The organism is Streptomyces sp. NPDC056128 (assembly GCF_042263835.1).
Lineage (GTDB): Bacteria > Actinomycetota > Actinomycetes > Streptomycetales > Streptomycetaceae > Streptomyces.
Genome location: NZ_JBHJVQ010000038.1, coordinates 1 through 24,496, shown reverse-complemented (window position 1 = coordinate 24,496; position 24,496 = coordinate 1). Strand labels below are relative to the sequence as shown.

17 protein-coding genes and 1 pseudogene are annotated in these 24,496 nt (G+C 70.6%); 5 read left to right on the top strand and 13 right to left on the bottom strand.

All coding sequences use genetic code 11. The features are described from left to right. Positions 1–161: 161 nt before the first annotated feature. The 4 genes from ACFC1X_RS36815 to ACFC1X_RS36800 all read right to left on the bottom strand — a co-directional run bounded on the left by ACFC1X_RS36815 (position 162) and on the right by ACFC1X_RS36800 (position 9,572). Positions 162–1,691 carry an alpha/beta hydrolase gene (locus ACFC1X_RS36815; protein ID WP_376362866.1) on the bottom strand — a complete coding sequence of 510 codons (1,530 nt, stop codon included), beginning with the start codon at positions 1,689–1,691 and terminating at the stop codon, positions 162–164. 293 nt (positions 1,692–1,984) lie between these two features. Further along, positions 1,985–3,973, bottom strand: a complete 1,989-nt coding sequence (locus ACFC1X_RS36810) for a S9 family peptidase (RefSeq protein ID WP_376362863.1) — start codon at positions 3,971–3,973, stop codon at positions 1,985–1,987. A 190-nt stretch (positions 3,974–4,163) separates the two neighbouring features. After that, a complete protein-coding gene (locus ACFC1X_RS36805; RefSeq protein ID WP_376362861.1) occupies positions 4,164–7,532 on the bottom strand; it encodes a serine hydrolase in 3,369 nt (1,122 codons plus the stop codon). A 210-nt stretch (positions 7,533–7,742) separates the two neighbouring features. Beyond that, complete coding sequence (locus ACFC1X_RS36800; protein WP_376362858.1) at positions 7,743–9,572, bottom strand: helix-turn-helix domain-containing protein; 1,830 nt, start codon at positions 9,570–9,572, stop codon at positions 7,743–7,745. A gap of 210 nt (positions 9,573–9,782) precedes the next feature. On the opposite strand from ACFC1X_RS36800, the gene ACFC1X_RS36795 reads away from it, so the two are divergent. The 4 genes from ACFC1X_RS36795 (at position 9,783) to ACFC1X_RS36780 (ending at position 15,064) form a co-directional block, all read left to right on the top strand. Then, positions 9,783–11,015 (top strand): amidohydrolase family protein, encoded by a 1,233-nt coding sequence (locus ACFC1X_RS36795; protein ID WP_376362856.1) that lies wholly within the window; start codon positions 9,783–9,785, stop codon positions 11,013–11,015. A gap of 169 nt (positions 11,016–11,184) precedes the next feature. Beyond that, complete coding sequence (gene alr, locus ACFC1X_RS36790) at positions 11,185–12,339, top strand: alanine racemase (protein ID WP_376362853.1); 1,155 nt, start codon at positions 11,185–11,187, stop codon at positions 12,337–12,339. 346 nt (positions 12,340–12,685) lie between these two features. After that, positions 12,686–14,074, top strand: a complete 1,389-nt coding sequence (locus ACFC1X_RS36785; protein WP_376362850.1) for an FAD-binding oxidoreductase — start codon at positions 12,686–12,688, stop codon at positions 14,072–14,074. Between the two features lie 81 nt (positions 14,075–14,155). Then, positions 14,156–15,064: a hypothetical protein gene (locus ACFC1X_RS36780; RefSeq protein WP_376362847.1), complete on the top strand. Its 909-nt coding sequence runs from the start codon at positions 14,156–14,158 to the stop codon at positions 15,062–15,064. Positions 15,065–15,287: 223 nt separating this feature from the next. On the opposite strand, the gene ACFC1X_RS36775 is transcribed toward ACFC1X_RS36780, so the two are convergent. The 7 genes and pseudogenes from ACFC1X_RS36775 to ACFC1X_RS36745 form a co-directional block, all read right to left on the bottom strand. After that, positions 15,288–15,599: a DUF2316 family protein gene (locus ACFC1X_RS36775; RefSeq protein WP_376362844.1), complete on the bottom strand. Its 312-nt coding sequence runs from the start codon at positions 15,597–15,599 to the stop codon at positions 15,288–15,290. Between the two features lie 28 nt (positions 15,600–15,627). Beyond that, a complete protein-coding gene (locus ACFC1X_RS36770) occupies positions 15,628–16,224 on the bottom strand; it encodes a TetR family transcriptional regulator (protein WP_376362841.1) in 597 nt (198 codons plus the stop codon). Next, a complete protein-coding gene (locus ACFC1X_RS36765; RefSeq protein WP_376362839.1) occupies positions 16,224–17,222 on the bottom strand; it encodes an aldo/keto reductase in 999 nt (332 codons plus the stop codon). The genes ACFC1X_RS36770 and ACFC1X_RS36765 overlap by 1 nt, the downstream gene beginning before the upstream one ends. Before the next feature lie 22 nt (positions 17,223–17,244). Then, positions 17,245–17,527 (bottom strand): annotated as a pseudogene (locus ACFC1X_RS36760) (3-hydroxyacyl-CoA dehydrogenase family protein). Positions 17,528–17,936: 409 nt separating this feature from the next. Further along, positions 17,937–19,100: a zinc-binding dehydrogenase gene (locus tag ACFC1X_RS36755; protein ID WP_376362836.1), complete on the bottom strand. Its 1,164-nt coding sequence runs from the start codon at positions 19,098–19,100 to the stop codon at positions 17,937–17,939. A gap of 5 nt (positions 19,101–19,105) precedes the next feature. Next, the gene (locus ACFC1X_RS36750) at positions 19,106–20,638 is read right to left on the bottom strand and encodes a flavin-containing monooxygenase (RefSeq protein WP_376362834.1); all 1,533 of its coding nucleotides are present in this window, start codon (positions 20,636–20,638) and stop codon (positions 19,106–19,108) included. A 17-nt stretch (positions 20,639–20,655) separates the two neighbouring features. Then, on the bottom strand, positions 20,656–21,996 hold the full coding sequence (locus ACFC1X_RS36745; RefSeq protein ID WP_376362832.1) for a spinster family MFS transporter: 1,341 nt from the start codon (positions 21,994–21,996) through the stop codon (positions 20,656–20,658). A gap of 170 nt (positions 21,997–22,166) precedes the next feature. Here ACFC1X_RS36745 and ACFC1X_RS36740 point away from each other — a divergent pair, with 170 nt between their 5' ends. Then, on the top strand, positions 22,167–23,393 hold the full coding sequence (locus tag ACFC1X_RS36740) for a PucR family transcriptional regulator (RefSeq protein ID WP_376362829.1): 1,227 nt from the start codon (positions 22,167–22,169) through the stop codon (positions 23,391–23,393). 19 nt (positions 23,394–23,412) lie between these two features. On the opposite strand, the gene ACFC1X_RS36735 is transcribed toward ACFC1X_RS36740, so the two are convergent. Continuing rightward, positions 23,413–23,940, bottom strand: coding sequence for a transposase (locus tag ACFC1X_RS36735; RefSeq protein WP_376362979.1), 528 nt, complete (start codon positions 23,938–23,940; stop codon positions 23,413–23,415). Continuing rightward, positions 23,937–24,446, bottom strand: a complete 510-nt coding sequence (locus tag ACFC1X_RS36730; protein ID WP_376362826.1) for a winged helix-turn-helix domain-containing protein — start codon at positions 24,444–24,446, stop codon at positions 23,937–23,939. The genes ACFC1X_RS36735 and ACFC1X_RS36730 overlap by 4 nt, the downstream gene beginning before the upstream one ends. Positions 24,447–24,496: the final 50 nt, after the last annotated feature.

Genomic DNA, 24,496 nt, shown 5'->3' with positions numbered 1-24,496 from the left:
GGAAGACGACGTGACGGGGACAACGTGCGTACCGTCCACTTCCCCGGCGGGTTGGCGGTCGTTGCGTCCACCGGGCGGACAGCGTTCCGCGCCGAGGTCACCGCAGCCTGGAGCGCGGTGATCCTCGCCGGAGGGAACGAAGTGCGCCGCTGGCTGCGTTCTCAGAACGGCTCGGCGTTCTGCGCGCAGACGGTCCCGACGGGCGGCAGGGTGGAGTCGACGAGATACTTCCCGATATGGGCGTCGGCGCAGTCGCTCTTGTTGAAAAGTGTCGTGTGTCCGCCACCACTGACCGTCAACAGGCGCGCGTTGGCCAACTGCCCCGCCATCGACCGCGAAGCCTCATACGGGGTGGCGGGATCGTTCTCCACCCCTACGAGCAGAAGGGGCGCGGTGGACCTGTCGAACGGACCCGTATAGCGGTCGGGGTCGGTGGCCGGCCACTGAGCGCATGGCTCGTTCATCCAGGCCCAGCGGGGCCCCACGTGCGGTGCCCGGGCGCCGGCGGTCTGCGCCTGGCTCGGATAGGCCTGCGGGAACCGGGGATTCGGGCTGTCCGAGCAGATGACGCCGTAGAACTGCTCCAGGCCGGCGTACTTGGCGGCAGGTGCCGTGCCGGCCGAGCGCTCCGACTCCTGCGAGGTTGCCGACCACAGTTGTTGCAGCAGGGCGGCAAGGTCATTCCAGCCGGTCGCCAGCCCGGCCACCCCCTGCTGACTGTAGAGTCCGCTCACGGTCTGCGTGACGGTGGCGGCGTGGGTGAACCGGGTGCCGCTCACGGTGACGGGTGCGGCCCGCAGCCTGGAGAGCAGAGTCTCGAACTTGCTGCTGGTGGCCTTCGCGCTACCGGCGGAGAAGGCGCACCGGCTGGTGTCCACCTGTCCGCATTCGCTGAGGAAGAGGTCGAGCGTGGCGGAGGAGCCCAGGTCCGAGCCCTCCCGCAGGAAGCTTCCCAGATAGCCTCCTGCGACGGTGTCGTTCCAGGCCCTCGCGTCGATGTTGCCGTCCAGCGTCATCGCCCGGACGCTGGACGGGAACAGGTTGGCGTAGGTTGCACCGAGGTAACTGCCGTACGACGGACCGTAGTAGGTGAGCTTGGGGTCGCCGACCGCTTGGCGCAGCAGGTTCATGTCCCGCGCCACGTTCGCGCTGGACATGTGGGAGAGTATCGGCCCGCCGTTCCTGGCGCACGCCTGGTTGAAGTGCGTGTAGACGTTGATCCAGGTCTGCTCCTCCCGGACGCCGACCGGGAAGCCGGCCGGGGCCTGGGCGAGGAGGTTCGTCTCGTCCTGCTGGGTGTCGAAGCACTGCAGGGATGTGCTCTGCCCGGTGCCGCGTGGGTCGAAGCTGACGATGTCGAACCTGGCGCGAGCCTGAGTGGGTAGCTGGGGGTAGAACGCCGGCAGGGTGGCCACTCCCGGAGTGCCTGGGCCGCCCGGGTTGAAGAACAACGAGCCGATCCGGTGCGCGGGGTCGGTCGCCGGGCGTTTGATGACGGCGATCTCTATCTGCCGGCCTTCTGGTTGATCGTGGTCCAGGGGCATGTTCGCGGTGGCGCACTGGTAGCCGGGGGCGTTCTGGCAGGCATGCCAGTCCAACTGGGGCACGGCCGCAGGCATCGTCGCGGATGTGGGTTGTGCGTCGGCCGTCGTTCCGGTGGTCCCGCCGGCCACCGCGGTGAGCGCGATCACGGCGGCCAGGTGCCTGAGCCGGGTCGGGCGTCGCGTCATGGCTGTCCCTTCCTCACGCCTGGGTGTGTTCGGCGAAGCAATGTCACTCCCCTGTTTGTGGTGGGTGATTCGTGAATTGCTGGATGGTGCCGAGACCGCTGAGGCGGGGGGCGGGTCGGAGCTGCGCCACGCCCGTTCCAACTCCACGAACGTGAGCTCAGCCCTGTGCAGCCCGCGGGTCCGACGGGCACCTGGGCAGTTTGCCGGGGCTGATCTGCGGCGCCCCTCGCCCCGATTGAGGACGCGGAGGACCGCTACGCCAGGTGGCGGTCCATCCAGTCGAGCAGGGACTCGTTCTGGGCGCGCCGGTGGGTGACCGGCCCCAGGATCGAGCCCGTGTGCGGTGTGCCGGGGAAGCGCAGCATCTCGGTGATGGTTCCGCATGCCCGGAGGACGGCGTGGAACTTCTCGGCTTGCTCGGGCCGGCACCGCAGGTCCTGCTCGTGCACGAGCAGCAGGGTCGGAGTCGTGCACTGGTGCGCGTAGGTGAGAGGGGAACAGCGGTGGTAGACGTCGTCACGCTCCCAGGGAGGGCCGCCCATGAACCTCTCGCCCAGCCAGGCGCCGACGTCCGCGGTTCCGTGGACGCCGACGAGATCGAGCAGAGGCGCTTCCAGAAAGGCCGCGTGGAACCGGTCGGTGTGACCGATGGCCCAGGCGGCGAGCGTGCCGCCGCCCGAGACGCCGAAGACGGCCAGACGATCGGCGTCGGCGAGACCGGCGTCGATCACGTGGTCGACGCCTGCCATGACGTCCTGGTGGTCGAGGTTGCCCCAGTCGGCGTGAATCGCGGTGGCGAAGGCGTCGCCGTAACCGGTGGAGCCCCGGGGGTTGGGAAGGAGGACGCCGTAACCGGCGCCGGCGAGCATCAGGGAGTCGAAGACGAAGGTGTGGCCCCACCCGGCGTAGGGGCCGCCGTGGAGGCTCACCACCGTCGGGTACGGAGCGTGCTCCGCGTCGGGTTCGAGGTACCAGCCCTCCACGGGCGTGCCGTCCTGGCCGGAATAGCTCAGGTGCCGGACGGTCGGCCAGGCGAGCTGGTCGCGCAGGTAGGAGTTGAGCCGGGTCAGACGTTCTTCTTCGCCGGTGGATGTGTCCAGGAGGTGCAGGTCTCCGGGGTCGCACATGCCGAAGGCAGCGAAGAGCAGCCTGTCGCCGCGCAGCCTCACGGGAACGCAGGCCCGCTCGCCGCCCGCCACCTGTTCATGGGCTGCGGGTCCGGACAGGGCGACGCGGTACACACCGACCTCGCCACCGCGCTGAGCGCGTACGTACGCGGTGTCGGAGTCGTCGGAGACGAGCACCGAGCCCGCGCTGAACGCGAACGCGAGCATGTCGGGCTGCAGTTGGCCGCCGACGTCGGCGGGGAGTGCGGTGGTGCGTCGTTCCCGCGTTCCGGACCGTGGGTCGTGGACCCAGAGGTCGGACCGGGTGCCGGAGAGCTTTCCGTCCTCGTTGGTCAGTACGTACAGGATGCGGCCGTCCGGGCAGACGGCGTGCGCGGCGATGACGCCGCCGTCGGCGACATCGGTGACGGTGCCGTCCAGATCGACACGGCGGAGCCGGTTCTGCATGCCCACGGCGTCGGGGCCGAAGGCGGAGGTGAAGACGAGCGCGGTTCCGTCGGGGGTCCACAGCGGGGCCGTGTTCAGTGACCGGTCGGCGGTGAGGCGGGTGGGGTCACCTCCACCGGCGTCGATCACGTAGAGGTCGTGCGCCGCGTCCTCGACCGGGCCGAGCCCGTCGACCCGCCACACCGCGCGGTTCACCCGGTAGGGCAGGGAGGGATCGCGCGGTTCGTCCTGCGGGCCTGCGACGAAGGCGATTCTCGAACCGTCCGGAGACCACACCGCACCACTCGCGACGCCACGGGGCATCGAGGTGATCTGACGCACCTCTCCCCCGTCGACGGGCATGGCGAAGATCTGGGGCAGGCCGGCCCGGCTGGAGCGGAAGGCGATCTCACGGCCGTCCGGGGAGAACGCCGGCGCGGTGTTGACCGCGTCGTCGTCGGTCAGCGGCCGCTCCTTTCCGGTGTCCGCCTCGTGCAGGACCAGGTCGGTGAAGTCGACACCCGCCTGTGAGTCGGTGCGGGTGAGGGCGTAGGCGACCAGATTTCCGTCCGGGGAGAGATCTGCGGCGGTGACGAAGCGGAGGCGGAACAGGTCGTCCGGTTCGATGGGCCGGCGTCGGGCCGTGGCGCCCGCCCCCGGGTCGGGCTGGGCACTGTGGTTCGCTGTCACGACGGTCTCCTGTGGTTCGGTGCGGGAGGGGGCGAAGCGGTGTCGGGGGTCCGGGGCGGGTTCTGCGTCGCGGTGCGGGAGCGCCGGTCAGACCGAGACGGCAGGACTCAGGACCAGGCGAGAGCGCCGTGGACCGCGACGGGCGAAGTGGCGCGCGAATAGGGCCTCATGTCATTCCACCTTCCGTACGTCATTCCACCTTCCGTGTTGCGCGAGCGCCGACGTGCACGTACCGCTCCCCGCTGGGAAGTGCGTAGAAGGCGACCGGGGTCCATGTGTCAACGCCCGGGTCACGGAAGCAGAACAGGTTCCCGCCGGCGTCCGCGGGGACCAGCAGGCGTTCCTTCGTGGCCTCCGGCGCGAGGGCGGCGAGCGGCCCGGTCGCCGTCATGGTCACCGTGGGCCGGCCGCCGGGGTCGGACACTTCGATCCGCATGCCGGCCCGCTCGTAGACGCCGTTGTGCGGGGTGATGTCGACCGTGGGCGGGGCGGACGGCGGGCTCAGGGGCGGTGGGACGTCCAGGGAGGCGAGTTCCGCGAAGATCTCCGCGCAGAGGTCGTGGTGGAGATCGCGCGTGTGGCCGCCGTTGGTCAGCAGGACGACGGCCAGGTTGGCCTCCGGCAGCACCCGCAGGAAGGCGGACTGCCCGATGGTGTTGCCGTCGTGGCCGACGACACGGTGTCCGTGCCAGCCGAAACGGATCCATCCGAGGCCCCAGGAGTCGCCCAGGGTGTACGGCTCGGGCAGGTCGGCCTGGTTGTCGCGCATCGCGGTCGCCGACGCCGCGCTGAGAACCCGGGTGCCGTCAGGAGCGAGTCCCCCCGTCAGGTGGAGGCGGGCGAAGCCGAGCACGTCGGCCGCGGAGGCGGTGACGAGTCCGGCGGGGCCCATCGACCGCGGGATCTGCCACACGGGCACGGGCGCGGGTTCCTCGCCGGGCGGTGCGCTGTGGCCGACGGCGGTCCGGTGCAGCAGGGCCTGCTCGGGCAGGGTCACGGTGTGGGTGAGACCCAGTGGCCGGGCGATGCGGTCGCGCAGCGCCTCGTCCCACGTCCGCCCGGTCAGTTTCTCGACGACCCGGCCGGCCAGGACGAATCCAGCGTTCGAGTAGGACCAGGTGGCGCCCAGGGGGTGGTTCTGTCCGACGTCGTCGAGGAGGGCGACGTAGTCGCGGAGGCAGTCGTCGCCACGCCCGGTGTCGGTGAACACGTCACCATCGATGCCGCCGGTGTGGGCCAGCAGGTGCCGCATCGTCACTGTGGCCGCGACATCCTCGTCACCGAGCCGCAGCTCGGGCAGCACCTCACGGACAGGGACGTCGAGGTCGAGGACCCCCTCGTCCACCAGCTGCATAGCGAGCGTGGCGGTCCACACCTTGGTGATGGAGCCGATCTGGAACAGAGTGTCCGACGTGACGGGAACGCCCGTGTTCCGGTTGGTCGTGCCGTAGGCGGCCTCGACCAACTCGTCGTCGCCCGCGTGCAGTCGCAGGATTCCGAGGGACGCACCCGGGACCCCGTGCCGGGCGGCCAGCTGTTCGAGACGGCGCTGCCAGTGGGCCGCGTCGACCGGCGCGGGCGTACCCTCCCCCGGGTGGCCGGCGTGCCGGTGGACCCAGTCGGCGATCCGCCGGTTGTAGTCGAGCCGGTGCGACGGCCTGCCCTGGAGGGTGAACAGGTGTGAGGCTCCGGGGTAGAGCACCAGTCGGCTGGTCACGCCGCGGTTGCGCAGGGCGGAGTGCCACTGCTTCGCCTGGTCGACCGGGCAGCGCAGGTCGTCCTGCCCGTGCAGGATCAGGGTGGGCGTACGCACCTGGCCGACGCGGGCGTAGGGGGACATGGCCGTGTAGCGGTCCCGCTCGGCCCAGGCGTGTCCGCCCAGCTCGTGGACGGCCACTGCGTGTCCGACGTCGGAGGCTCCCGCCATGCTCGCCGGATCGGCCACCATCCCGCCGGCGACCGCCGCCGCGAATCGCGTGTCGCGGCTGGTCAGGTAGCCGGTCATGTAGCCGCCGTAGCTGTAGCCGCAGATCGCGAGCCGCCGCGGGTCGGCGACGCCCTCGGCCACCAGCTGGTCGAGCGGCTCCAGGAAGTCGGCCCGGTCCCTCTCTCCCCAGCCGCCGGTGAGCGCGGTGAAGAACGCCTCCCCGTACCCGTCGCTGCCACGCGGGTTGAGCAGGAGCACCCGCCATCCCCGGGCGGCAAGTTCCTGCTGGTACAGGTGAGCTTCGTCGGCGGCGCCGCTCCAGGCGTTGTGGGGGCCGCCGTGGATGTCGAGCAGCAGCGGGCCGGGACCGGTCGTGTCCGGGTCGGAGATCATCCAGCCGTGTACCTCGGTGCCGTCGGAGACGGTGAAGGTGCGGGACACCGGTGCGAACGGTGTCACACCGGCCAGCGCGTCACCGTGCGGGGTGCACACCGTCTCGGCGCCCGTCCCCAGGTCCAGCGTGACCACCTCCCCGTAGGAGGTGGGGGTGCCCACGATCGCCGCGAGCACCGGAGAGTCGCTCGCGACCGACATCCCCGTGACGGTGCGGCCCTCGCCGCCCAGCACACGACGCGGTGCGCCCCCTTCGGGGGAGGTGGCGTAGACATGTGTGGAGCCCTGGTCGCGGACGCAGAAGAGCACCGTCCGTCCGTCGGCGGCCGGCTGCGGTGGTGCTCCGGGGTATCCGGGCGCGCCGGCCATGACGTTGCGGTCCAGTTCCGCGGCCGGCTCGGCGGTCCGCCCGTCCAGTGACAGCCGCAGCAGCCGTGCGTGTCCGACCGGGCTGTCCGGACGTTCCACCACCAGCAGTGCCTGCCCGTCCGGGGTCCAGCGGGTGGTGGACACGAACCGGCCGGACTCCCCCACCTGACGTGGCCGCGGATCGGATTCCGCCGCGTCCAGCACGTACGCCGTCGAGTGGAACGTGAGATCCGCGTCCGCTCCGGCACCCGCCGGGAAGGCCAGCCGGGAGCCGTCCGGGGACCACGCCGGGGCCCCGGCGTGCCAGGAGCCGTGGGTCAGCGTGCGGGTCGAGGCCGTGCCGAGGTCGTGGACGTGGAGGTGGCTGCGGATGGTGCCCAGCAGTCCCGGGCCGTCGGCCTGGTAGTCGAGGCGGTCCGTGACCAGGGGGGCGGCCGCACGCCGCGCGCGTGCCTGCTCGGCCGTCTCGTCGGGGTGCGCGGCGTCGTCGACCGGCGCGGTGAACGCGATCCGGGAACCGTCCGGACTCCACACCGGGGCGCCCGCTCCCAGTGGCAACTTGGTCAGCTGTTCGGGTTCGCCTCCGTCGGCTCTCAGGAGCCACAGCTGCGGCGGGCCGTCCTGGCTCCGGAGGAACGCGACACGGTGCCCGTCGGGCGACCACTGCGGGTGGCGGTCGTCGGGTCCGCAGGTGAGGCGGCGCGCCCCCGAACCATCGGCACCGACGCGCCACAGGGCGCGCACGGTGCGGTCCGCGTCGCAGTCGTGGCTGCGCAGCACGTACACCACGTCGGCGCCATCGGGCGAGACGGACGGGGTCTCCGGCACCTCCAGCGCGGCGAGGTCGGTGATGCGAGGGCGTCGAGGCATGTGTGCTCGCTCTCCGTTCTGGTGAGCGGTGTGCCACCGCCCGGTACTGAGAGGCGGCCGGAGTCGGCCGCCGGCGCCGGTTCGCGTGATCCCTCCGACGGCTCGCGCTTCCGACGGAGACTAAAGCCCGCACCTCACGGTGTACACGTACGTACCGCCCGGTGTCAGTCCCGGACGATGTGCGAAACGTCCACCGCGGCGACCGGGCGCCTACGGGTTCGCGTCGAACGCGGTGACGGCGTGCCGCAGCCGCAGGAGCAGCTGGAGTTCGAGCGCCTGCTCCGGCTCACGCCACCGGTCCCCGATCAGCCGGTCGAGGACGGTGAGCCGCTGGTACAAGGTGTTGACGTGGATGCCAAGGGCCCGCGCGGCAGGACGGGGGCGTCTGCCCTCCGCGAGGAAGCACTCGAGGGTTTCCAGGAGAGGGACTCCTCTGGTGTCCTCCTCGGCCCGGACCCGGGCCAGCGCCCGCTCGAACGCCGCCTCGATCTGCCGTCGGCCGGCATGGTTCAGGAGGACCCGGAACAGTCCGAGCTGGTCCGCCGTGCGCACTGCTCCGGTCAGGCCCAGCGCGGTGAGCGCCTCCATGGTCTCGACCGCCTCGCGGTAGCACTCGGCGATTTCGGGGCCGGGAGACGTGGGGCCCGCCAGCCCTGCTGTGGGCAGTTGACGGGACTTCCAGAGGTGGTGGACCACCTCGCCCTGCCCGGCCGGTACAAGAACGACCAGTTGTCCCCTGCAGCCGGCCATGGCCGTCCCGGACGGCCAGCTCAACCGCTGCAGCCGCTGACGTGTCGCGGACAGGCCGTCCTCGGGATCGACCACCACGATGAAGTAGCGGGCCGTCAGGTCGAGACCGGCGCGCCGGGCCAGCTGCCGTCTGCCGGCCGTGTCGGTGGAGGAGGTGGTCAGAAGTTCGGCCAGCAGCGAGTCCCGGGCGTAGCGTCCGGCTTCGGCGACGGCGTCCTCGGCGACGAGGGCCAGAGCCATGGCGGGTGCGGCCTGGTCGACCACGAGGACATCCTCCGGGCTCGGCTCGACGGAGCTGGTCATGGCCAGAACGCCGAAGTCCCGATGGCCGGCCATCACCCTGCGCATGACCAGGTGCCGATCGTCCAGGGTGGTGTGGATCGGTTCGTCGGCAGGACCGCCCGCGGCGGCCGTGGCGATGGCGTGATCGAGCACGTCCGGGGCGCCGCCCCCGTCGTGGCGGACGAGGCGCACGGGTGCCGCGGCGACGGAGGCGATCTCGGTGAGCAGGTCGTCGACGCCACCACCCCGCAGGACGAGCTGCGTCAGCCGCTGGTTCCAGGCGACCGTGCGTTCCAGTTCCGCGGTGCGGCCGGCCAGTTCGTCCCTGGCGGCGGCGAGCCGTTCGAGACCCCGGGCGTTGTCGATGGCGATAGCGGCGTGCGCGGCCAGGCCGGACAGCAGGGCGACCTCGTCCGTGGTGAAGTGCCGTTCGGATCGCTTGCACGCGAAGAGCGCGCCGATGACCCGGCCGCGAACCTCCAAGGGCACACCCAGCAGGCCTCGCATGTTCTCCGAGACCGCGGCGGCGTCTGCCGTCTCGTCGTGCCGGAAGACCGCCGAGGTCCGGTAGTCGCTGACCCAGCGGGGTGACGCGTTGCGTATCACGTCTCCGGCGAGAGAGGCGGACTGAGGCACCCGCAGTCCGATCAGTTCGGTGGTCAGCGCACCACTGGCCACGGCGACCCGCATCGCGGGCTCCGGCTCCTGCTCGGAAAGACCGAGGTAGGCCAGATCCACCCTGAGCAACCGCCTGGCCTGCTCGACGATCGCGGCAAGCACCTCCCCCGGGTCGTGCAACGTCGACAGCCGGCCGGCGATGTCGTTGAGCGCCCTCAGCTCCCCCGCACGCTGTCCTCGCTGCTGCAGCAGGGACTTCAGTTGCAGGGCGGTCGCTGTGGCCTCCGGACCGGAGCGGCCGCGCGCGCTCAGCTCCGCACCCAGGGCGGTGAATTCCTCGGCGGGCGCGTCCCGCACCAGCAGCTCGAGCCAGCCGACGTCTTCTTTCATGCATTCCTCCTCGCCCTACGACATGCGGCAGATGCCGGATGCCGGATCCTAGAGGATGCGCACATCGTTGCGGGGTGTCGATGTACGGTCCATACGTTGCTCCATCGTCTCGGATACTTCTAGCGTCTGCGACAGCATTGGCGTTGCGATCGCACAACCGGACGGGAAGCTTCCGTCCGGTGCGTCGGGGCCTGGGGAACGGAGAGAGCCATGTGGCTGGTGGGCGCTACGGTCGTCGACGGCACCGGACGTGACCCGGTCGCGGTTCAGGCGGTGCTCGTCGAGAACGGCCGCATCACGCAGGTGGGCGGGACACCTCGTCCCGGCGCCGACGTGGTGGACTGCTCGGGCGGCATGACCCTCGTCCCCGGCCTGATCGACGCACATGTGCACCTCGGGCTCTCCAGCGACATCGACGCCAGCTTCGGCAAGCGCCTGTCCGTGGCGGAGTTGGCGGCCGACATGTTCGCCAACTGCAGGCAGACGCTGGAGGCCGGCTTCACCACCGTCCGCGATGTCGGTGGTATCGACGCGGGACTCGTCAACGTGGTCGCCCGCGGCAAGATCCCCGGGCCGCGCATCCTGTCCTGCGGGCCCGTGCTGTGCCAGACCGGCGGACACGGCTACCTCGCTCCGGAGTGGGAACCGACGCACGACTGGTCCCGGCACGACATCCCGGGACTGCGTTCGTTGTCGCTCCTGAGCGATGGCCCAGACGAGATGCGCAGGAACGCCCGGGAGGCCTTCCGCCGGGGAGCGCGGTTCCTGAAACTGTGTGTGACCGGCGGTGTGGTGTCACACCACGACAGTCTCACCGACACCCAGTTCTCGGCCGAGGAGATCGCTGTCGCGGTGCAGGAGGCGAACGCGCGAGGAACGTATGTGACGGTCCACGCGCACAACAACCAGGGAGTCCGGCAGGCCGTCCTGGCCGGGGTGCGCGGTGTCGAACACGGTTCGCAGATCGACGACGACACCGCCGCTCTCATGGCCGAGCACGATGTCGCGCTGGTGCCGACGCTCGCGGTGGTGCGCGCGCTGCTCGACGACGCCACGAAGTCCGGTCTCACCGCCGACGTCGCCGAACGCGTCGGCGTCGCCGAGCTGGGACAGATCGAGGCCATCCACGCCGCCCGTCGGGCCGGCGTCCGGATCGGCCTCGGCTCGGACCTGATCGGCCCGGACCAGAGCGGACGCGGAACCGAGCTGTCCATCCGGGCCCGGATCGAGTCCCCCATGGCGGCGCTCGTCTCGGCCACGAGTGTCAACGCCGACATCCTCGGTATCGGCGCCGACACCGGCACCATCGAGGCCGGCAAACAGGCCGACCTCGTCGGTTTCCTCGGAAACCCGCTGGAGGACCCCGAGATCTTCGCCGACCGCGACAAGGTCGGCCTGGTCATCCAGGACGGCCGGATCGTCAAGAATCTCCGCAGCCTCTGAACAGCGGACTCCACAGCCGGTAAGGACGCGTCCGCCCGACCGGTGCCGAGCGGGCACGAGGGGCACGGCGGGCAGCCGTGCCCTTGGCGAGTGTGCCGCGATGGATTCTGCTCCCCCCTTTCACCGCCCTCCCGCGGTACCCACGAGAGACGAAGGAAGCCGTCGAGCGATGGAGACCGCGCCACGGGCCGAGGCCCTGATCGACCTCGCCGCACTGCGTGACAACCTGTCCGCGCTACGCGAGCGTGCCGGTTCAGCCGAACTCATGTCCGTGCTCAAGGCGGACGCCTACGGACACGGCGCGGTGCCGTGTGCCCGCGCCGCCGTCGCGGCGGGTGTGCGTCGGCTGGGCACCGCCACGCCCGAAGAGGCGCTGGCGCTGCGCGCTGCCGGAATCGGCCGGGAACAGGCCGACGTGCTGTGCTGGCTCTGGACTCCCGGCAGCCCTTGGCACGAAGCCGTGACCGCCGACGTCGAGATCTGTGTCAGCGGCATGTGGGCTCTGCCCCGCGTGCTCGACGCCGTGCGTGCGGCCGGCCACCCGGCGCGTGTGCATCTGAAGGTGGACACCGGACTCGGCCGGGGCGGTGCCTCGGCCCGCGAGTGGCACGGTCTGGTGGCCGCGGCGCGGACCGCGGAGGCGGAAGGGATGATCTCCGTCACCGGAGTCCTGTCCCACCTCGCCCGTGCGGACGAGCCCGGCCACGCCTCGATCGTGGCCCAGCTCGACGCGTTCCGCGAGGCTGTCGCCGTCGCCGCGAAGGCCGGACTGCGACCACGCTCGCGCCACATCGCCAACTCCGCCGCGACGCTGACCCTGCCCGAGTCGCGTTTCGACATGGTCCGAGTCGGGCTCGCCCAGTACGGCCTGTCCCCGGTGCCGGAGCTGTGCTCGCCCGCGGAGCTCGGCCTCCGGCCGGTGATGACACTGCGCGCCCGCGTCGCGCACGTCAAACGCGTGTCGGAGGGCCACGGAATCTCCTACGGCCACACCTACCGCACCACCGGCGAGACCGGACTCGCCCTCGTCCCCCTCGGTTACGCCGACGGCATCCCCCGGCACGCCTCCTCCACCGGCCCCGTCCAGGTGGCCGGCAGACGGCGGACCGTCTCAGGTCGTGTCGCCATGGACCAGTTCGTCGTCGACCTGGGCTCCGACGCGGCCGAGGTAGAGGTCGGGGACCCGGTGGAGCTTTTCGGTTCCGGAGAGCACGGCGGACCGACGGCCGAGGAATGGGCCCAGGCCGCGGGAACGATCTCCTACGAGATCGTGACCCGCATCGGTGCCCGTGTGCCACGCCGGTACCTGCACGGAGTGGGCTGATGTACCCGGACACGCCGCTTCGGTCCTGGCCTCGCCGGCCGCCGGTGGAGGGCGCGCCCGTCAGCAGTCGGACGACGACGGGCCGGAAGCCGGCACCGCGCGTGCGTCACCGGTCCCTCCGAGTCCGGGAGCAGAGCGCTGCGGACCTTTCCGAAGCACGAGTAACGGATGGTCCCAGCCCGAGCCGACGGCCCGCCCGGGACGCCGCCTCACACGGCGGAGGCTCGCGGCCCCGGCGCGCAGCGCGGATTGCCCCGGGGACCCCCGCGCACCACGGAAGACCGCGGCCCCCGCACGCCGACCCGTTCACGTCGTCCACCGCCACCCCCGCCAGGAGCAGACCGTCATGACCGACATCGCCAGTCTGATCGCAGCCCTCAACGCCGAACTTCCTGCCGAACGCGTCCGGACCGACCCCGCACTGCTGGCCGGATACGCGCACGACGAGGCCGAGTGGGCACCGCATGGCAAGCCCGCGCTGCTCGTACGCCCGCGCACCGCTGAGGAGACCGCCACGGTCGTACGGCTCTGTGGCCGGCACCGGATCCCCCTCGTGCCCCGAGGCGCGGGCACCGGGCTGTCCGGAGGCGCCAACGCGGTCGACGGTTGCGTGATGCTCTCCTTCGAGGCGATGACCGACATCGTGTCCATCGATCCCGTGGAGCGTCTCGCCGTCGTAGAGCCGGGCGTGGTCAACGACGTCCTGCGGGCGGCCTGCGCGGAGCACGGCCTGTGGTACCCGCCGGATCCGGCCAGCTCGCCGTGGTCGACCATCGGCGGGAACGTGGCCACCAACGCGGGCGGCGTGTGCTGCGTCAAGTACGGCGTCACCCGCGACTACGTGCTCGGGCTCCAGGCGGTACTCGCGGACGGCCGCGTCGTTCGCCTGGGGCGGAGTACCGCCAAAGGTGTGGCCGGCTACGACCTGTGCGGGCTGCTCGTCGGCTCGGAGGGCACTCTCGCCGTCATCACGGAGATCACGGTCCGGCTGCTGCCCGCCCGCCCGGCGGAACTGACCGTGGTGGGTGCTTTCGACTCGGTGGTCACAGCCGGACACGCCGTCCACGAGGTCACCAAGGCCGGACTCGTGCCGTCGGCACTGGAGCTGGTCGACCGGCACTGTCTCCGGGCAGTTGACGACTGGAAGAACATGGGCCTGTCCGCCGACGCGCAAGTGCTGCTGCTGGGACGGGTCGACGATCCCGGTGCCGCGGGCGAAGCCGCCGCCGACGCGATGGTGGAGTGCTTCCGGCGTGGCGGAGCCGACTGGGCCGCCCGCTCCACGGATCCCGAGGAGGCCGACGCCCTGTTCGCGGCCAGGCGGCTGGCCTACCCCGCGCTGGAGCGCCTCGGCCCGGTACTGACCGAGGACGTGTGTGTGCCCCGCGCCCGCGTGCCCGAGATGCTCGCCCGAATCGAGTCCGCCGCGGCCACCCACGACACTCTCATCGCGAACATCGCGCACGCCGGGGACGGCAACCTGCACCCCCTGATCGTCACCAGGCCCGGCGACGACGACGCCCGCCGCCGGGCCCAGGCGGCCTTCGACGACATCATCGACGCGGCACTGGAGTTCGGGGGCACCGTCACCGGCGAGCACGGTGTCGGTCTGCTCAAACGCCGCGGTCTCGCCCAGGAGGTCGGAGACACGGTCCTCGACATGCACTCCGCCGTGAAGAAGGCGCTCGACCCGCACGCGATTCTCAACCCCGGCAAGGTCTTCTCCCAGGACTGACACCGCCATGAAGGGCGCCGTTCGGCGCAGCGGCCTCGGACGGCGCAAAGGGCGCCCACAGTACGAACCGGAGACCATCACATGGGTGCGGGACGCATTCTGCTCACAGATCTCATCGACGACGGCTCCCTGTTCTCCGCCACCGGACTCCCCCTGGCGGACCGCGGGATGGCGACCGCGCTGACCCGGCACCGGCGCGACCGTGCCGTACGGCACGGTCAGATGACCCACCGCCTCATGTGCCCGGCCGCACGCCTGGACGACCTCCGGCGGGTACTGACGTCCGACGACCTGATCCGCGTCGCTCTGGTGGCCGACGCGGACGTCACCGGACTCGCGCCCGCGATGGCCCGGTGTCAGGCGGACCCGCGCATCGTCCTGACGGCCGTCGAGTATCCGCTCGCCCTTTCCGGCAGGGCCGACACGGCCTCGGGTCTCTCCCATGTCGCGCGCCTGGTCGAGGAGACGGGGGTCCGATTGTTCGCAGAACCCGCGCGGCTCGACGACGTCCCCCGCCTCGTCGACGCGGCGCACGGTCTGCGGCCCGGCTGCAGGGTCGGGCTGCGCCTCCGTTGCGCGGGTCCGGGCCCGCACGCCTTCGCGCCGCCCGACGCCTATGCCCGTGCCCTGGTCCTTGCATCTGCGGGTCGACTGCCGGTGAAGGCCGTGGGCTGTGTGGAACTGGCGACCAGGAACTTCCGGGCCGCACACCCCACTCACTTCGGTGTACTGAACCTGCTCGTCGCCGCCGCACGCGCGGCCTGCGGCGGCGACGCCGAACAGGTGGCGGCCGACCTGGTCCGCTGCGAACCAAGCGGGCTCGTGGAGCTGGTCTGCCGGCTGAGCCCCGAGGCGGCACGGGCGACACGCCGGCTGCTGGTCGGCTGCGCGTCGAGCGACCCGAGGACGACCGTCGCCGACTGCGACCGACTCGGACTGTGGACCCAGGTGTCCACGGGTGCCGGCGCGGAGGCGGTCTCACGGTGCTGACAGGCCGGTTTCACAGCTGAGCAACCATCATGGGGTCGGCGGGGCGATCCTGACGCACTGCGTCAGGCAACCGGATGGACCAGCCGGCACGAAGCCCTCGCACAGGAAGACGCCGCCCAGGCGTCCTTCAACCTACGAAACGAGGAGTAGCGCGGGCGCGGCGGCTACGTACCGCAAAGTTCCGCCCCTTGACGCCCCGTCAAGGGCTCCGACGCATGGTGCTTCAATTCTGCTGCGGTCGGCGGGGAGCTCGCCGCAACCGGAACCAACGGCGGGCAGCCGAGCGGGCCTGCTCGGTGAGGACGGTGTAGGGCTCGGGCGTACCACCCTGGTCTTGGACCAGTTGTTGAAAGTGGTCGCGCAGCAGCCAGACATCCGACGGCTTGGCAGCGTCGCTGCAGTTCAGAGCGGTCTCGAACCGGTCGGGTGTGAGGCTCAGGGCGGCCCGCGCCTCTTCCAGGTCCGTGCCGGAGAGCCGGAGGTTGGCGTGCAGTTCTGCGCTGGTGCGGGCTCGTTCATCGGCGTTCAGGGACATCTCGATCCTTTCCAGGTCATGCGGGGTGTCAGCGGGGGACGGCACGCAGGCCGTCGATGAGGAGGGTGCAGACGTGGTCGAAGGCGGTGTCGATGCCGTCGGTCTGCCAGGAGGGGGCGTGGGCGGGGTGGTGGAAGGCCAACGTGGCGTCGAAGACGGCCTGGGCCACCGCTCCCGGGTCCTTGACGTCGAAGTCACCGGTCGCGGCACCGGCGCTGACGATGGCGCGTACCTGGCCGACGAGTACGGCCACGTGTTCGGCGACCACGCTGTTGTGCTCGGCTGCCAGGACCGCGTAGGTGGCGGTGAGCTCGGGGTCGTCCAGCGCCTTCGCGCGTTTGGCGGTGAACAGTGCGGTCAGCCAGGTCCGCAGCCGCTCTGGCGGAGCCAGTGTCGTGTCGTCGGCGATGGCCGCGAGGCAGTCGTAGGAGCGGTCGATCCAGCGGCGGGTGACCGCCTCACGGAGTGCGGCTTTGGAGGAGAAGTGCCGGTAGACAGCCGCATGACTCACCCCCAGGGCGCGGGCGACGTCGACCACGGTGGCCTTGGCCGGTCCGTGGCGGCGCAGCACGTCCTCGGTGGCCGCGAGTATGGTCTCGGCGTCCAGTACGGCGGTGCGGGGCATCAGCGTTCACTGTCCAGCTGCTGCATCTGCGGCGCGGCGTAGCGGTCGCCGGCGACCGCGGAGGCCGGCACCGCTTCCTCGATCGCGGCCAGATCCTCGCTGGTGAGGTCCAGCTCGGCCGCGGGCAGCGCCTCAGTAACGCGCTGCGGCCTCCTGGCGCCGATCAGGGCCACGATGTCGTTCCTCTCACGGCCCTGGGCGATCACCCAGGCGATGGCAAGCTGCGCCACGGTCACGCCGCGCCCGTCGGCGACCTTGCGCAGGTTGTCGACCAGCGCGAGGTTGGCCTCCACGTTCTCTCCGTTGAAACGAGGCAGGTGGGAGCGCGGGTCGGTGCCGTCGGTGGAGGGCCGGTAGCTGCCCGAGAGCAGGCCGTGGGAGAGCACCCCGTAGGCGGTGATGCCGATGCCCAGCTCCCGGCAGGTGTCCAGGATGCTGTCCTCGATGCCGCGGCTGAAGAGCGAGTACTCGAGCTGGACGTCGGCGATGGGGTGGACGGCGTAGGCCCGGCGGATCGTCTCCGCGCCGACTTCCGACAGGCCGATGTGCCCCACGTATCCGGCCTCGACCAGCTCCGCGATGGCGCCGACCGTCTCCTCGATCGGCACGTCGGGGTCCAGCCGGGCGGGGCGGTACATGTCAAGGTGGTCGGTTCCCAGGCGATGCAGGGAGTAGGCCAGGAAGTTCTTCACCGCGGCGGGGCGGCCGTCGCTGCCGCCGAAGCTGCCGTCCGGGCCACGCAGCTGCCCGAACTTCACGCTCAGCGTGATCTTCTCCCGGTCCCCGGCACGCAGGGCCTGCCGGATCAGCCACTCGTTGTGGCCCATGCCGTAGAAGTCCGCCGTGTCGAGCAGGGTCAGACCGGCGTCGATCGCGGCGTGGACCGTCGCGATGGCCTCCGCCTCGTCCGCCGGGCCGTAGGTGCCCGACATCGCACTGCAGCCCAGCCCCACCGTCGATACGTGGGGGCCGCTGGTTCCCAGGTGTCGCATCTCCATACTGCGACCGTACTGCTGAAAGTTACAATCTACAAATACTGTAAGTAGTAGTTATCCGATCGGAAGTGACGTAGGAGGAGAGGTCCTGGCCGCCTTTGCGGCCGAGGTGTCCGGCCTGCACTATGCGGGACAGCAGCGGAGGCGGGGCGTACGACGGCTCCCTGTATTCGGCGTACAGGGACTCGGCGATGGCCAGAGTGGCGTCGAGGCCGATGTGGCCGGCGGGGGCGGCCCATGGGATACGCACACCCCCGCGTCATGCCGGTGTCGATGTCGTCGGCCGTGGCGAACCCCGACTCGAACATACTGATGGCCGACAACAGATACGGGATGAGGAGGGCGTTGACGACGGATAGCTCGGACGTGATCTCGAAGGAGGACCTGAAGTCCGCCTCGTGACCACCGAGGCGCCAGCGCTTCCGTGCCCTCCTTCAGTTCTGCGGCGGACGCGGCGGGTGCCCGCAAGGTGGCTGTGATCGTAGTCATGGAGTCCTCCGCGTTGGCGGCTCAATTGGCGCACCCCACGTCGTGAAGTGCCGCCAACGGGATTCCACGCCGGCAGCTGGATGCCCGCGGATACCGCCGCAGCGGAGACGCACCGCGCGCCCCGACCGCCTCCGGAAACGCTCACCAGAACCCCTGCCAAGCGCAGGCCGAGCGGCGCAGGCCATCGCCGTTCGGAGGTCGGTGCCGATGTTGACCTGGAGGCAGAGCTCACGATGTCAGGACTTGGTTCGAAGCGAGCCGGGGGTCGATGAGTATCTTGGCGTGGATTTCGGGGTCGGCCAGGGTGGTGAAGGCCTCCCCGACGCCCGCCAGTCCCACTCGTCCGGTGATGAGGTGGGACGCGTCGAGTGTGCCGTCGGCGAGGGCGTGGAGAGTGTCGCGGAACTCGAGCGGCGTGTACCCGACGACGAAGCGGAGGTCGAGTTCCTTGTTGACGGCGAGCGAGGGACGGATCGCGTCGGCGCCCATGCAGACGCCCACGACGACGACGCGCGAGTGCAGCGGGGCCTCGGCGAGGATGCCGTCGAGCATGCCGGGGACGCCTACGCACTCGAACACCACCGGACGCTTCGGGCGGGTCGCGCCGATCTTGTCCAGCGCACGCCAGGCCGTCCACCAGGGCAGTGGCAGTCTGGTCATGCCTGCGATGGCGTCGATGCCGGCGTTGTACTCGTCGGGCATCGTGGTCATGAAGCCGTGCCCGGCAGACGCCTCGCCCCACGGGGAGTCGACCGCGGGGTCGACCACGATGTCGGCGCCGCACTTCGTCGCCAGCGCCCGGCGGCCCGCGGAGTAGTCGCTGGCGATCACGGTTGTGATGCCGCGGCTCTTCAGCACGGCGATCACCGCGAGGCCCACCGGTCCGCAGCCCAGGACGACCGCGACGTCCTTTCGGGTCACCTCGCCGCGGGTAACGGCGTGCCAGGCCACCGCCATGGGTTCGGTGAGCGCGGCGATGTCCGCGGGCAGGCCGTTGGGAACCGGAAGGGTCAGTGCCTCCTGGACGACGACGTGCTCGGCGTAGCCGCCCGGGGCGTGTGCCGAGAGGCCGACGCCGTCGACCTGCCGGCCGCGTCGCACCAGGGGCACGCTGACCACCGGCGTTCCGGGCTTGAGCCGCCTGGTGCTCCAGGGGCCGTGGTCGACGACTTCGCCGTAGATCTCGTGGCCCAGGATCACGCTCTGGTCGGAGCGCAGATAGCGCGGGTAACCGCACAGCTTCAGCACGTCCGCCAGTTCGTCCCCGTGGTGGCGGGCGTGCAGGTCCGAGCCACAGATCCCGCACCGTTCGACCTGGACGAGCAGTTGGCCCGCGCCGGGGCGCGCAGTCGGCAGGTCGATGAGTTCCAGTCGCCCCTTCGTGAGGGCCACGGCCCTCACGAGGCGTCCAGGGTCGCGACAGGCTGCTGGTCGGCGGTGCCCGGCCGGGTAGTCAGGTGGTAGGCCTCTGGTTTCCATCGGACGGCCTGCCGACGGTAGCTGAAGGTCCAGTCGGGGTAGATCGTGGCGTTGCGGCCGTTGGCGTCTTGGTAGAAGGTGCGGCAGCCGCCGCTCTCCCACACCGTGGTCGCCAGCTTCCGGTCGAGCCGGGCGTTGTAGGCGTCGTGCGTCTGCCGGTCCACCTCGATGGACGTGGCGCCGGAGAGGTCGAGCGCGCGGATGGCGTTCTTCACGTGCTCCACCTGGGCTTCGATCATGTAGACCATCGAGCTGTGGCCCAGACCGGAGTTGGGACCGAGGAACATGAAGAAGTTCGGGAACCCCGGGACGGACACACCGAGATAGGCGCGCGGGGAACCGCCCCACACTTCGCTCATCAACCCGGCGTCGCGACCGCGGACCTTGTCGGCGAAGGGGCTGTCGGTGACGTGGAAGCCGGTGCCGAAGACGATGGTGTCGACCTCGCGTTCGACACCGTCCGCGTCGACCGCGCTGTGTTCGCGGATCTCGCGCAGGGCCCTGGGGACGAGCTCGACGTTCGGCTTCTGCAGTGCGGGATACCACCTGTTGGACGGCACGAGGCGTTTGCAGCCGAGGGTGAAGTCCGGGGTGAGGGCCCTGCGCAGCGCAGGGTCGGCCACCTGCCGCTCCAGGTGTTTGCGGGCGACGGCTTCCAGCAGCCGCATGAGCCTCGGCTGCTTGGCGAAGCCGAGCACCAGCAGCTCCTTGGCGGCGTAGACCTTGGCGCGTTCGATCCGCTGCCGCACGGGGCGGGCCCGGAACCGTGCTCGCTCGGCGTCGGTGATCGGCCGGTTGTCGTGGGGGGTGATCCACGGAGCGCTGCGCTGGAAGACGTAGAGCTTGCCGGCCTGGTCGGCGATCTCGGGGACGTACTGGATGGCGGAGGCGCCCGTCCCGATCGAGGCGACCCGCTCACCGGTCAGGTCGTGGTCGTGGTCCCAGCGGGCCGAGTGCATGATCTTGCCGCGGAACCGGTCGATACCGGGTACGTCGGGGAGTTTGGGCTCGGTGAGCGGGCCCACCGCGCTGACCAGTATCCGAGCTGTCCAGGTTCCTTCGTTCGTCGTGACGTGCCAGAGCTGGTCCGTCTCGTCCCAGCGTGCCGCGTCGACACCGATGCCGGTGCGCAGGTGCGGGCGCAACCCGAAGCGGTCGACGCACTGCCGCAGGTAGGCGTGGATCTCCTTCTGCGGCGAATACGTCGAGGACCACTCCGGGTTGGGGGCGAAGGAGAAGGAGTACAGGTGGGACGCCACGTCGCAGCGGCAGCCGGGATAGGTGTTCGCGTGCCACACGCCACCGACATCGGGTGCGCGTTCGAGGATGAGGAAGTCGGTGAACCTCGACTTCAGCAGGACGTGCCCCAGGCCGATCCCGGAGAACCCGGCGCCGACGACGAGGACCTGAACGTGCTGGACCATGGGGTTCTTGCCTGCGGGGTCGGTCATCTGGATGTCCTTTCGTGTCATGCCGCGGTCTCGCGGGCAAGCATCGTGGCGCGGTCGCCCTGGACGAAACGGGAGGTGAGCAGCATGCCGATCGCCGCGACGGCGAAGGCGAGGGGAACGGTGATCATCATGGCGGTCTGCAGTCCGTGGGCGGAGGCCGCGGCGGCGGACCCGGATGCCGCGGCCAGGGAGTCGGACAGGGCGCCGACGAAGACTGGTCCGGCCGCTCCTCCGAGGAGGTAGCCGATGGCGAACATCAGGCCCAGCGCACCGGAGCGCTGCTCGGGGGCGATGACGTCGGACACCACGGGGACCGCTGCCGCGAGGTAGACGATGCCGAGCAAGTAGCCCAGGCTCAGGAACACCAGCAGCTGCCACAGCGCGCCCCGGCCCGCCGCGAGGCCGGCGAGCGAGAGCACCGCTGCTCCGACGAGGCTGACGGCAGCCACTTGGACCCGTGCCGCAGGCGACTTCCTGGCCGCCCGGTCCAGCACTCTGCCGCCCACCAGCAGGCCGATCAGCCCGGTGACGCCTACGACGACGCCCCCCACGGCGCCTGCACTGACGAGGCCGAGACCGTAGTAGCGCTGGAGGACAGGGGTGAGGAAGGTGCCGATGGCGTAGGCCGCGAAGTTGTAGCCGGCGAACGCGAGAAGCATCCCGTACATGGAGCGCACTCTCAGCAGCGAGAGCAGGTTCTTCCGGCGGTTGCCGCGCGTGGCACTCGTAGCGGCACGCGTCGGCTCGGCGGCGCCGCGCTCCGGCTCCCGTATCCGCAGCACGAGGAGTCCGACCACGATGCCGGGCACCGCCGCGATGAGGAATGGCGCCCGCCAGCTGTCGAACGCGACGGCGAGCCCGCCGGCGGTGAAGAACGCCAGGAGCGTGCCGATCGGAAAGCCGAGCATGAACAGGGAATGAGCCCGGGAGCGGCGCTCGCTCGGATAGAGGTCCGACAGCAGCGACCCGGTGGCCGGCGCGTAGCTGGACTCGCCGACGCCCACGCCCACCCGGGAGGCGAAGAAGCCCCAGAAGCTGGTCAGCACTCCCCCGGCCGCCGTGGCCGCGCTCCACACGAGCAGCCCCCAGCCCGCGACCGTCCTGCGGGCGATCCGGTCGGCGAGGCGCCCGAGCGGGACACCCGCGACGGCGGCGACGAGGACGAACGCGGAGGCGAGGACGCCGACCTGGGTGTCGTCGAGACCGTACTCGTCCTTGATGGGCTCCAGTACGACCGAGGGCAGGGCCCGGTCGTAGTAGTTGAGCAGGTTGCCGACGAACAGCAGCCCCAGTACGTAGCCGGCCGACGAGCGCGGCGCCGACCCACTGGTCGGACGTCTCAGGCGAGAACGAGCCATGACAGAGATCCCTTCGCCGTTGAAGAGGGCTCGGGATGGCAGCCGGAACAAGGTCGCCACGAGCTTCGGCACAGTGTGGGCCGCATTGACCCGGCGGGCTACGTGTTCACCGCCAACGTCGACGCGCCGACCTTGTTCCGGAGAACAACTGAGCCGACTAAGGTGCGGCCATGGAGAACGAGACCCCGATGGCCTGGCCCGTGCACCGGCGGATGCCGGACCTCGCCACCCTGGACGAGTCGGCACGCGCCAAGGTCATGGCCGCGACCGAGCGGCTTCGCACACTGCGTGATGCCTACGGGGACCGGTACCTCGCACAGGTACGCGAACACGTTCCGGGCTATATGGTCCTGTCCGACGACGAGATCCGGCTTTCTGCCCGCCGGTTCATGGACATCCTCCTGGCGGAGCTTTCCTCCCTGCGCGTTCCAGACGACGCTCTCCGCGAGGTGCTCAGTGAGTACGCCGCCGAGCGCGTGGCCCGGGGCGTTCCGCTCGACGCCCTGGCCATCGGCTACCAGTTGGGCTCCCGGGAGATGCTCGCTGTGCTGGACGAAGTCGCGGCAGAAGTGGATCTCCCGCTGGAACTCCTGCTCGCCGTGCACGACAGCACCTGGGAATTCTCCAACGAGGCGTCCTCGGTGTTCGCCAGGGTCAAACACGAGCTGGCATTGGAGCAAGCGCACTTCGACGCCGAGCGTCGGTCGGCCTTCGCGGCAGGAGTACTCGGCGGGGTGTACCCGGCCGAACGGCTCAACCGCGACGCGGCCGTCTTCGGACTCGATCCCCAGGCGCACTACGTCGCCCTGGCTGCGAAGGCCGCGACGGCCGCCGACGCCGACGCGGTCCGCCGCATCATCGCCTCCGCCCTGCACCTGCCCGCGGACCGCCTGCTGATCGCGCAGGTCGGAACGAACCTGGGCTGCATCACACCCAAGACGCCTCACAACACCGCCGATCACCTCGTCGCGGTCGGCCCAGCTCTTCCGCTCGACCGGCTCGGTGACGGGTTCGACGAGGCGGTACTTGTGCTGGAGACCGCCGGTCAGTTCGGAATGTCGGGCGTCGTGGGACTACCGGACCTCGGGCCGCGGCCTCTCGTACTGGCCGGCGCACGCACCGCTGCCGGCCTCGACGCACGGCACATGACGGCTCTGGACGAGGCGGGGCGTTCGAGCAAGGAGATCGAGCGGACCGCGCGGGTGTACCTCCAGTGCGACCAGCAGGCACCAGAGGCCGCGCGCAGGCTCGCCGTCCACCCGAACACCGTGCGCTATCGGGTCAACCGCTTCCAGCACCTCACCGACCTGGACCTGCGACGTACGGAAGACCTCGTCACCGCATGGTGGCTGCTGAACCGACGGCGCACCCCACCGCACGCGCACAAGGGTTACTGACCTTGAATGCGTGATGTCGTCATGGTGGCTGGCGTCGGAGACCGGTGCCGGTGAGGCAGCCGTCGAGGACGTCGTGGCGGTACTGGAGCTGGCGCAGGCCGCGCCGGACGGCGGTGATCAGGTCGTCGGGGTTGGCGAAGGCGCGGTTGGCTGTGGTGTTGCGTCGCAGGACGGACCAGATGCCTTCGACCGGGTTGAGGTCGGGTGCGTAGGGCGGTAGTTGGTAGACGGTGAGCCAGTCGCGGTCGGCGATGTAGCGGCGCATTCCGGCCGTCAGGTGGGTGTTGAGATTGTCCCAGACCAGCACGATCGGGCCGCCAAGCTGCTGGTGGGCAGTCTGGATCAGGTCGCGGTAGTCCTTCCAGGAGAAGCTCTTGCGCCCATCGGGCCGGGCGTCTGGGCAGGGCCGGTAGATCAGCCGCGAGGGTTCGCCGGTCTTGTAGCAGGCCAGGGCGGCCACCGATAAGCGGCGGCGGGAACGGCCCCGCACGCGGGTCACCGGGGTGTGACCGCGGCGGGACCAGGTGCGGGTGGTCGGCGGCGTCATCGAGAATCCGGCCTCGTCCTCGAAGACGAGCCAGGCGTCGAGCGCCGCCACGGTCCTTCCACGTTCGGCCAGGTCTCCTTCACCCAGCCGGCCACCAGGTTCTCGTCCCGCTCGATCGCCCGCCGGGCGGGGACCTGGCAGCTCCAGCCGTGCCGCTTGAGCAGGGCGGCCACCCCTTGCACGGTGTAGCTCTTGTGGAAGCGGCGCCCGATCAGCGTCTTGATCCGCGACAGGGTCCAGGTCTGGTCCGGCCAGCCGTGTGCCACCGGCCCCTTGGCCAGCTCCCGCTCGAGCACGGCGAACAGTTCGTCACTGAGCAGCGGCAGCGATGCCGGGCCCTTGGAAGCCAGGGCCCGGGGCCCGTTCTGCGAGCAGGCTCTGCGCCACCGCTGACCCGATCGGACGCTGACCCGCAGGTCGTGAGCAATGACCGGGTTCTCGTCGCCCTGCCGGAACCGCTCCGAGTTTCCGCAGTACCGGATCGACCTGGTTCGTCCCTCGGACATTCCCCCTTTGAGGCGACGCGTCCGGCGGTGCCTTCCTCGCACCGGCGGCA

Coding starts and splice junctions, on each gene's coding strand:
- ACFC1X_RS36805 (WP_376362861.1), bottom strand. CDS start 7,532: ATGCCTCGACGCCCTCGCATCACCGACCTCGCCGCGCTGGAGGTGCCG.
- ACFC1X_RS36800 (WP_376362858.1), bottom strand. CDS start 9,572: ATGAAAGAAGACGTCGGCTGGCTCGAGCTGCTGGTGCGGGACGCGCCC.
- ACFC1X_RS36795 (WP_376362856.1), top strand. CDS start 9,783: ATGTGGCTGGTGGGCGCTACGGTCGTCGACGGCACCGGACGTGACCCG.
- alr (WP_376362853.1), top strand. CDS start 11,185: ATGGAGACCGCGCCACGGGCCGAGGCCCTGATCGACCTCGCCGCACTG.
- ACFC1X_RS36785 (WP_376362850.1), top strand. CDS start 12,686: ATGACCGACATCGCCAGTCTGATCGCAGCCCTCAACGCCGAACTTCCT.
- ACFC1X_RS36780 (WP_376362847.1), top strand. CDS start 14,156: ATGGGTGCGGGACGCATTCTGCTCACAGATCTCATCGACGACGGCTCC.
- ACFC1X_RS36775 (WP_376362844.1), bottom strand. CDS start 15,599: ATGTCCCTGAACGCCGATGAACGAGCCCGCACCAGCGCAGAACTGCAC.
- ACFC1X_RS36770 (WP_376362841.1), bottom strand. CDS start 16,224: ATGCCCCGCACCGCCGTACTGGACGCCGAGACCATACTCGCGGCCACC.
- ACFC1X_RS36765 (WP_376362839.1), bottom strand. CDS start 17,222: ATGGAGATGCGACACCTGGGAACCAGCGGCCCCCACGTATCGACGGTG.
- ACFC1X_RS36750 (WP_376362834.1), bottom strand. CDS start 20,638: ATGACCGACCCCGCAGGCAAGAACCCCATGGTCCAGCACGTTCAGGTC.
- ACFC1X_RS36745 (WP_376362832.1), bottom strand. CDS start 21,996: ATGGCTCGTTCTCGCCTGAGACGTCCGACCAGTGGGTCGGCGCCGCGC.
- ACFC1X_RS36740 (WP_376362829.1), top strand. CDS start 22,167: ATGGAGAACGAGACCCCGATGGCCTGGCCCGTGCACCGGCGGATGCCG.
- ACFC1X_RS36735 (WP_376362979.1), bottom strand. CDS start 23,940: ATGACGCCGCCGACCACCCGCACCTGGTCCCGCCGCGGTCACACCCCG.
- ACFC1X_RS36730 (WP_376362826.1), bottom strand. CDS start 24,446: ATGTCCGAGGGACGAACCAGGTCGATCCGGTACTGCGGAAACTCGGAG.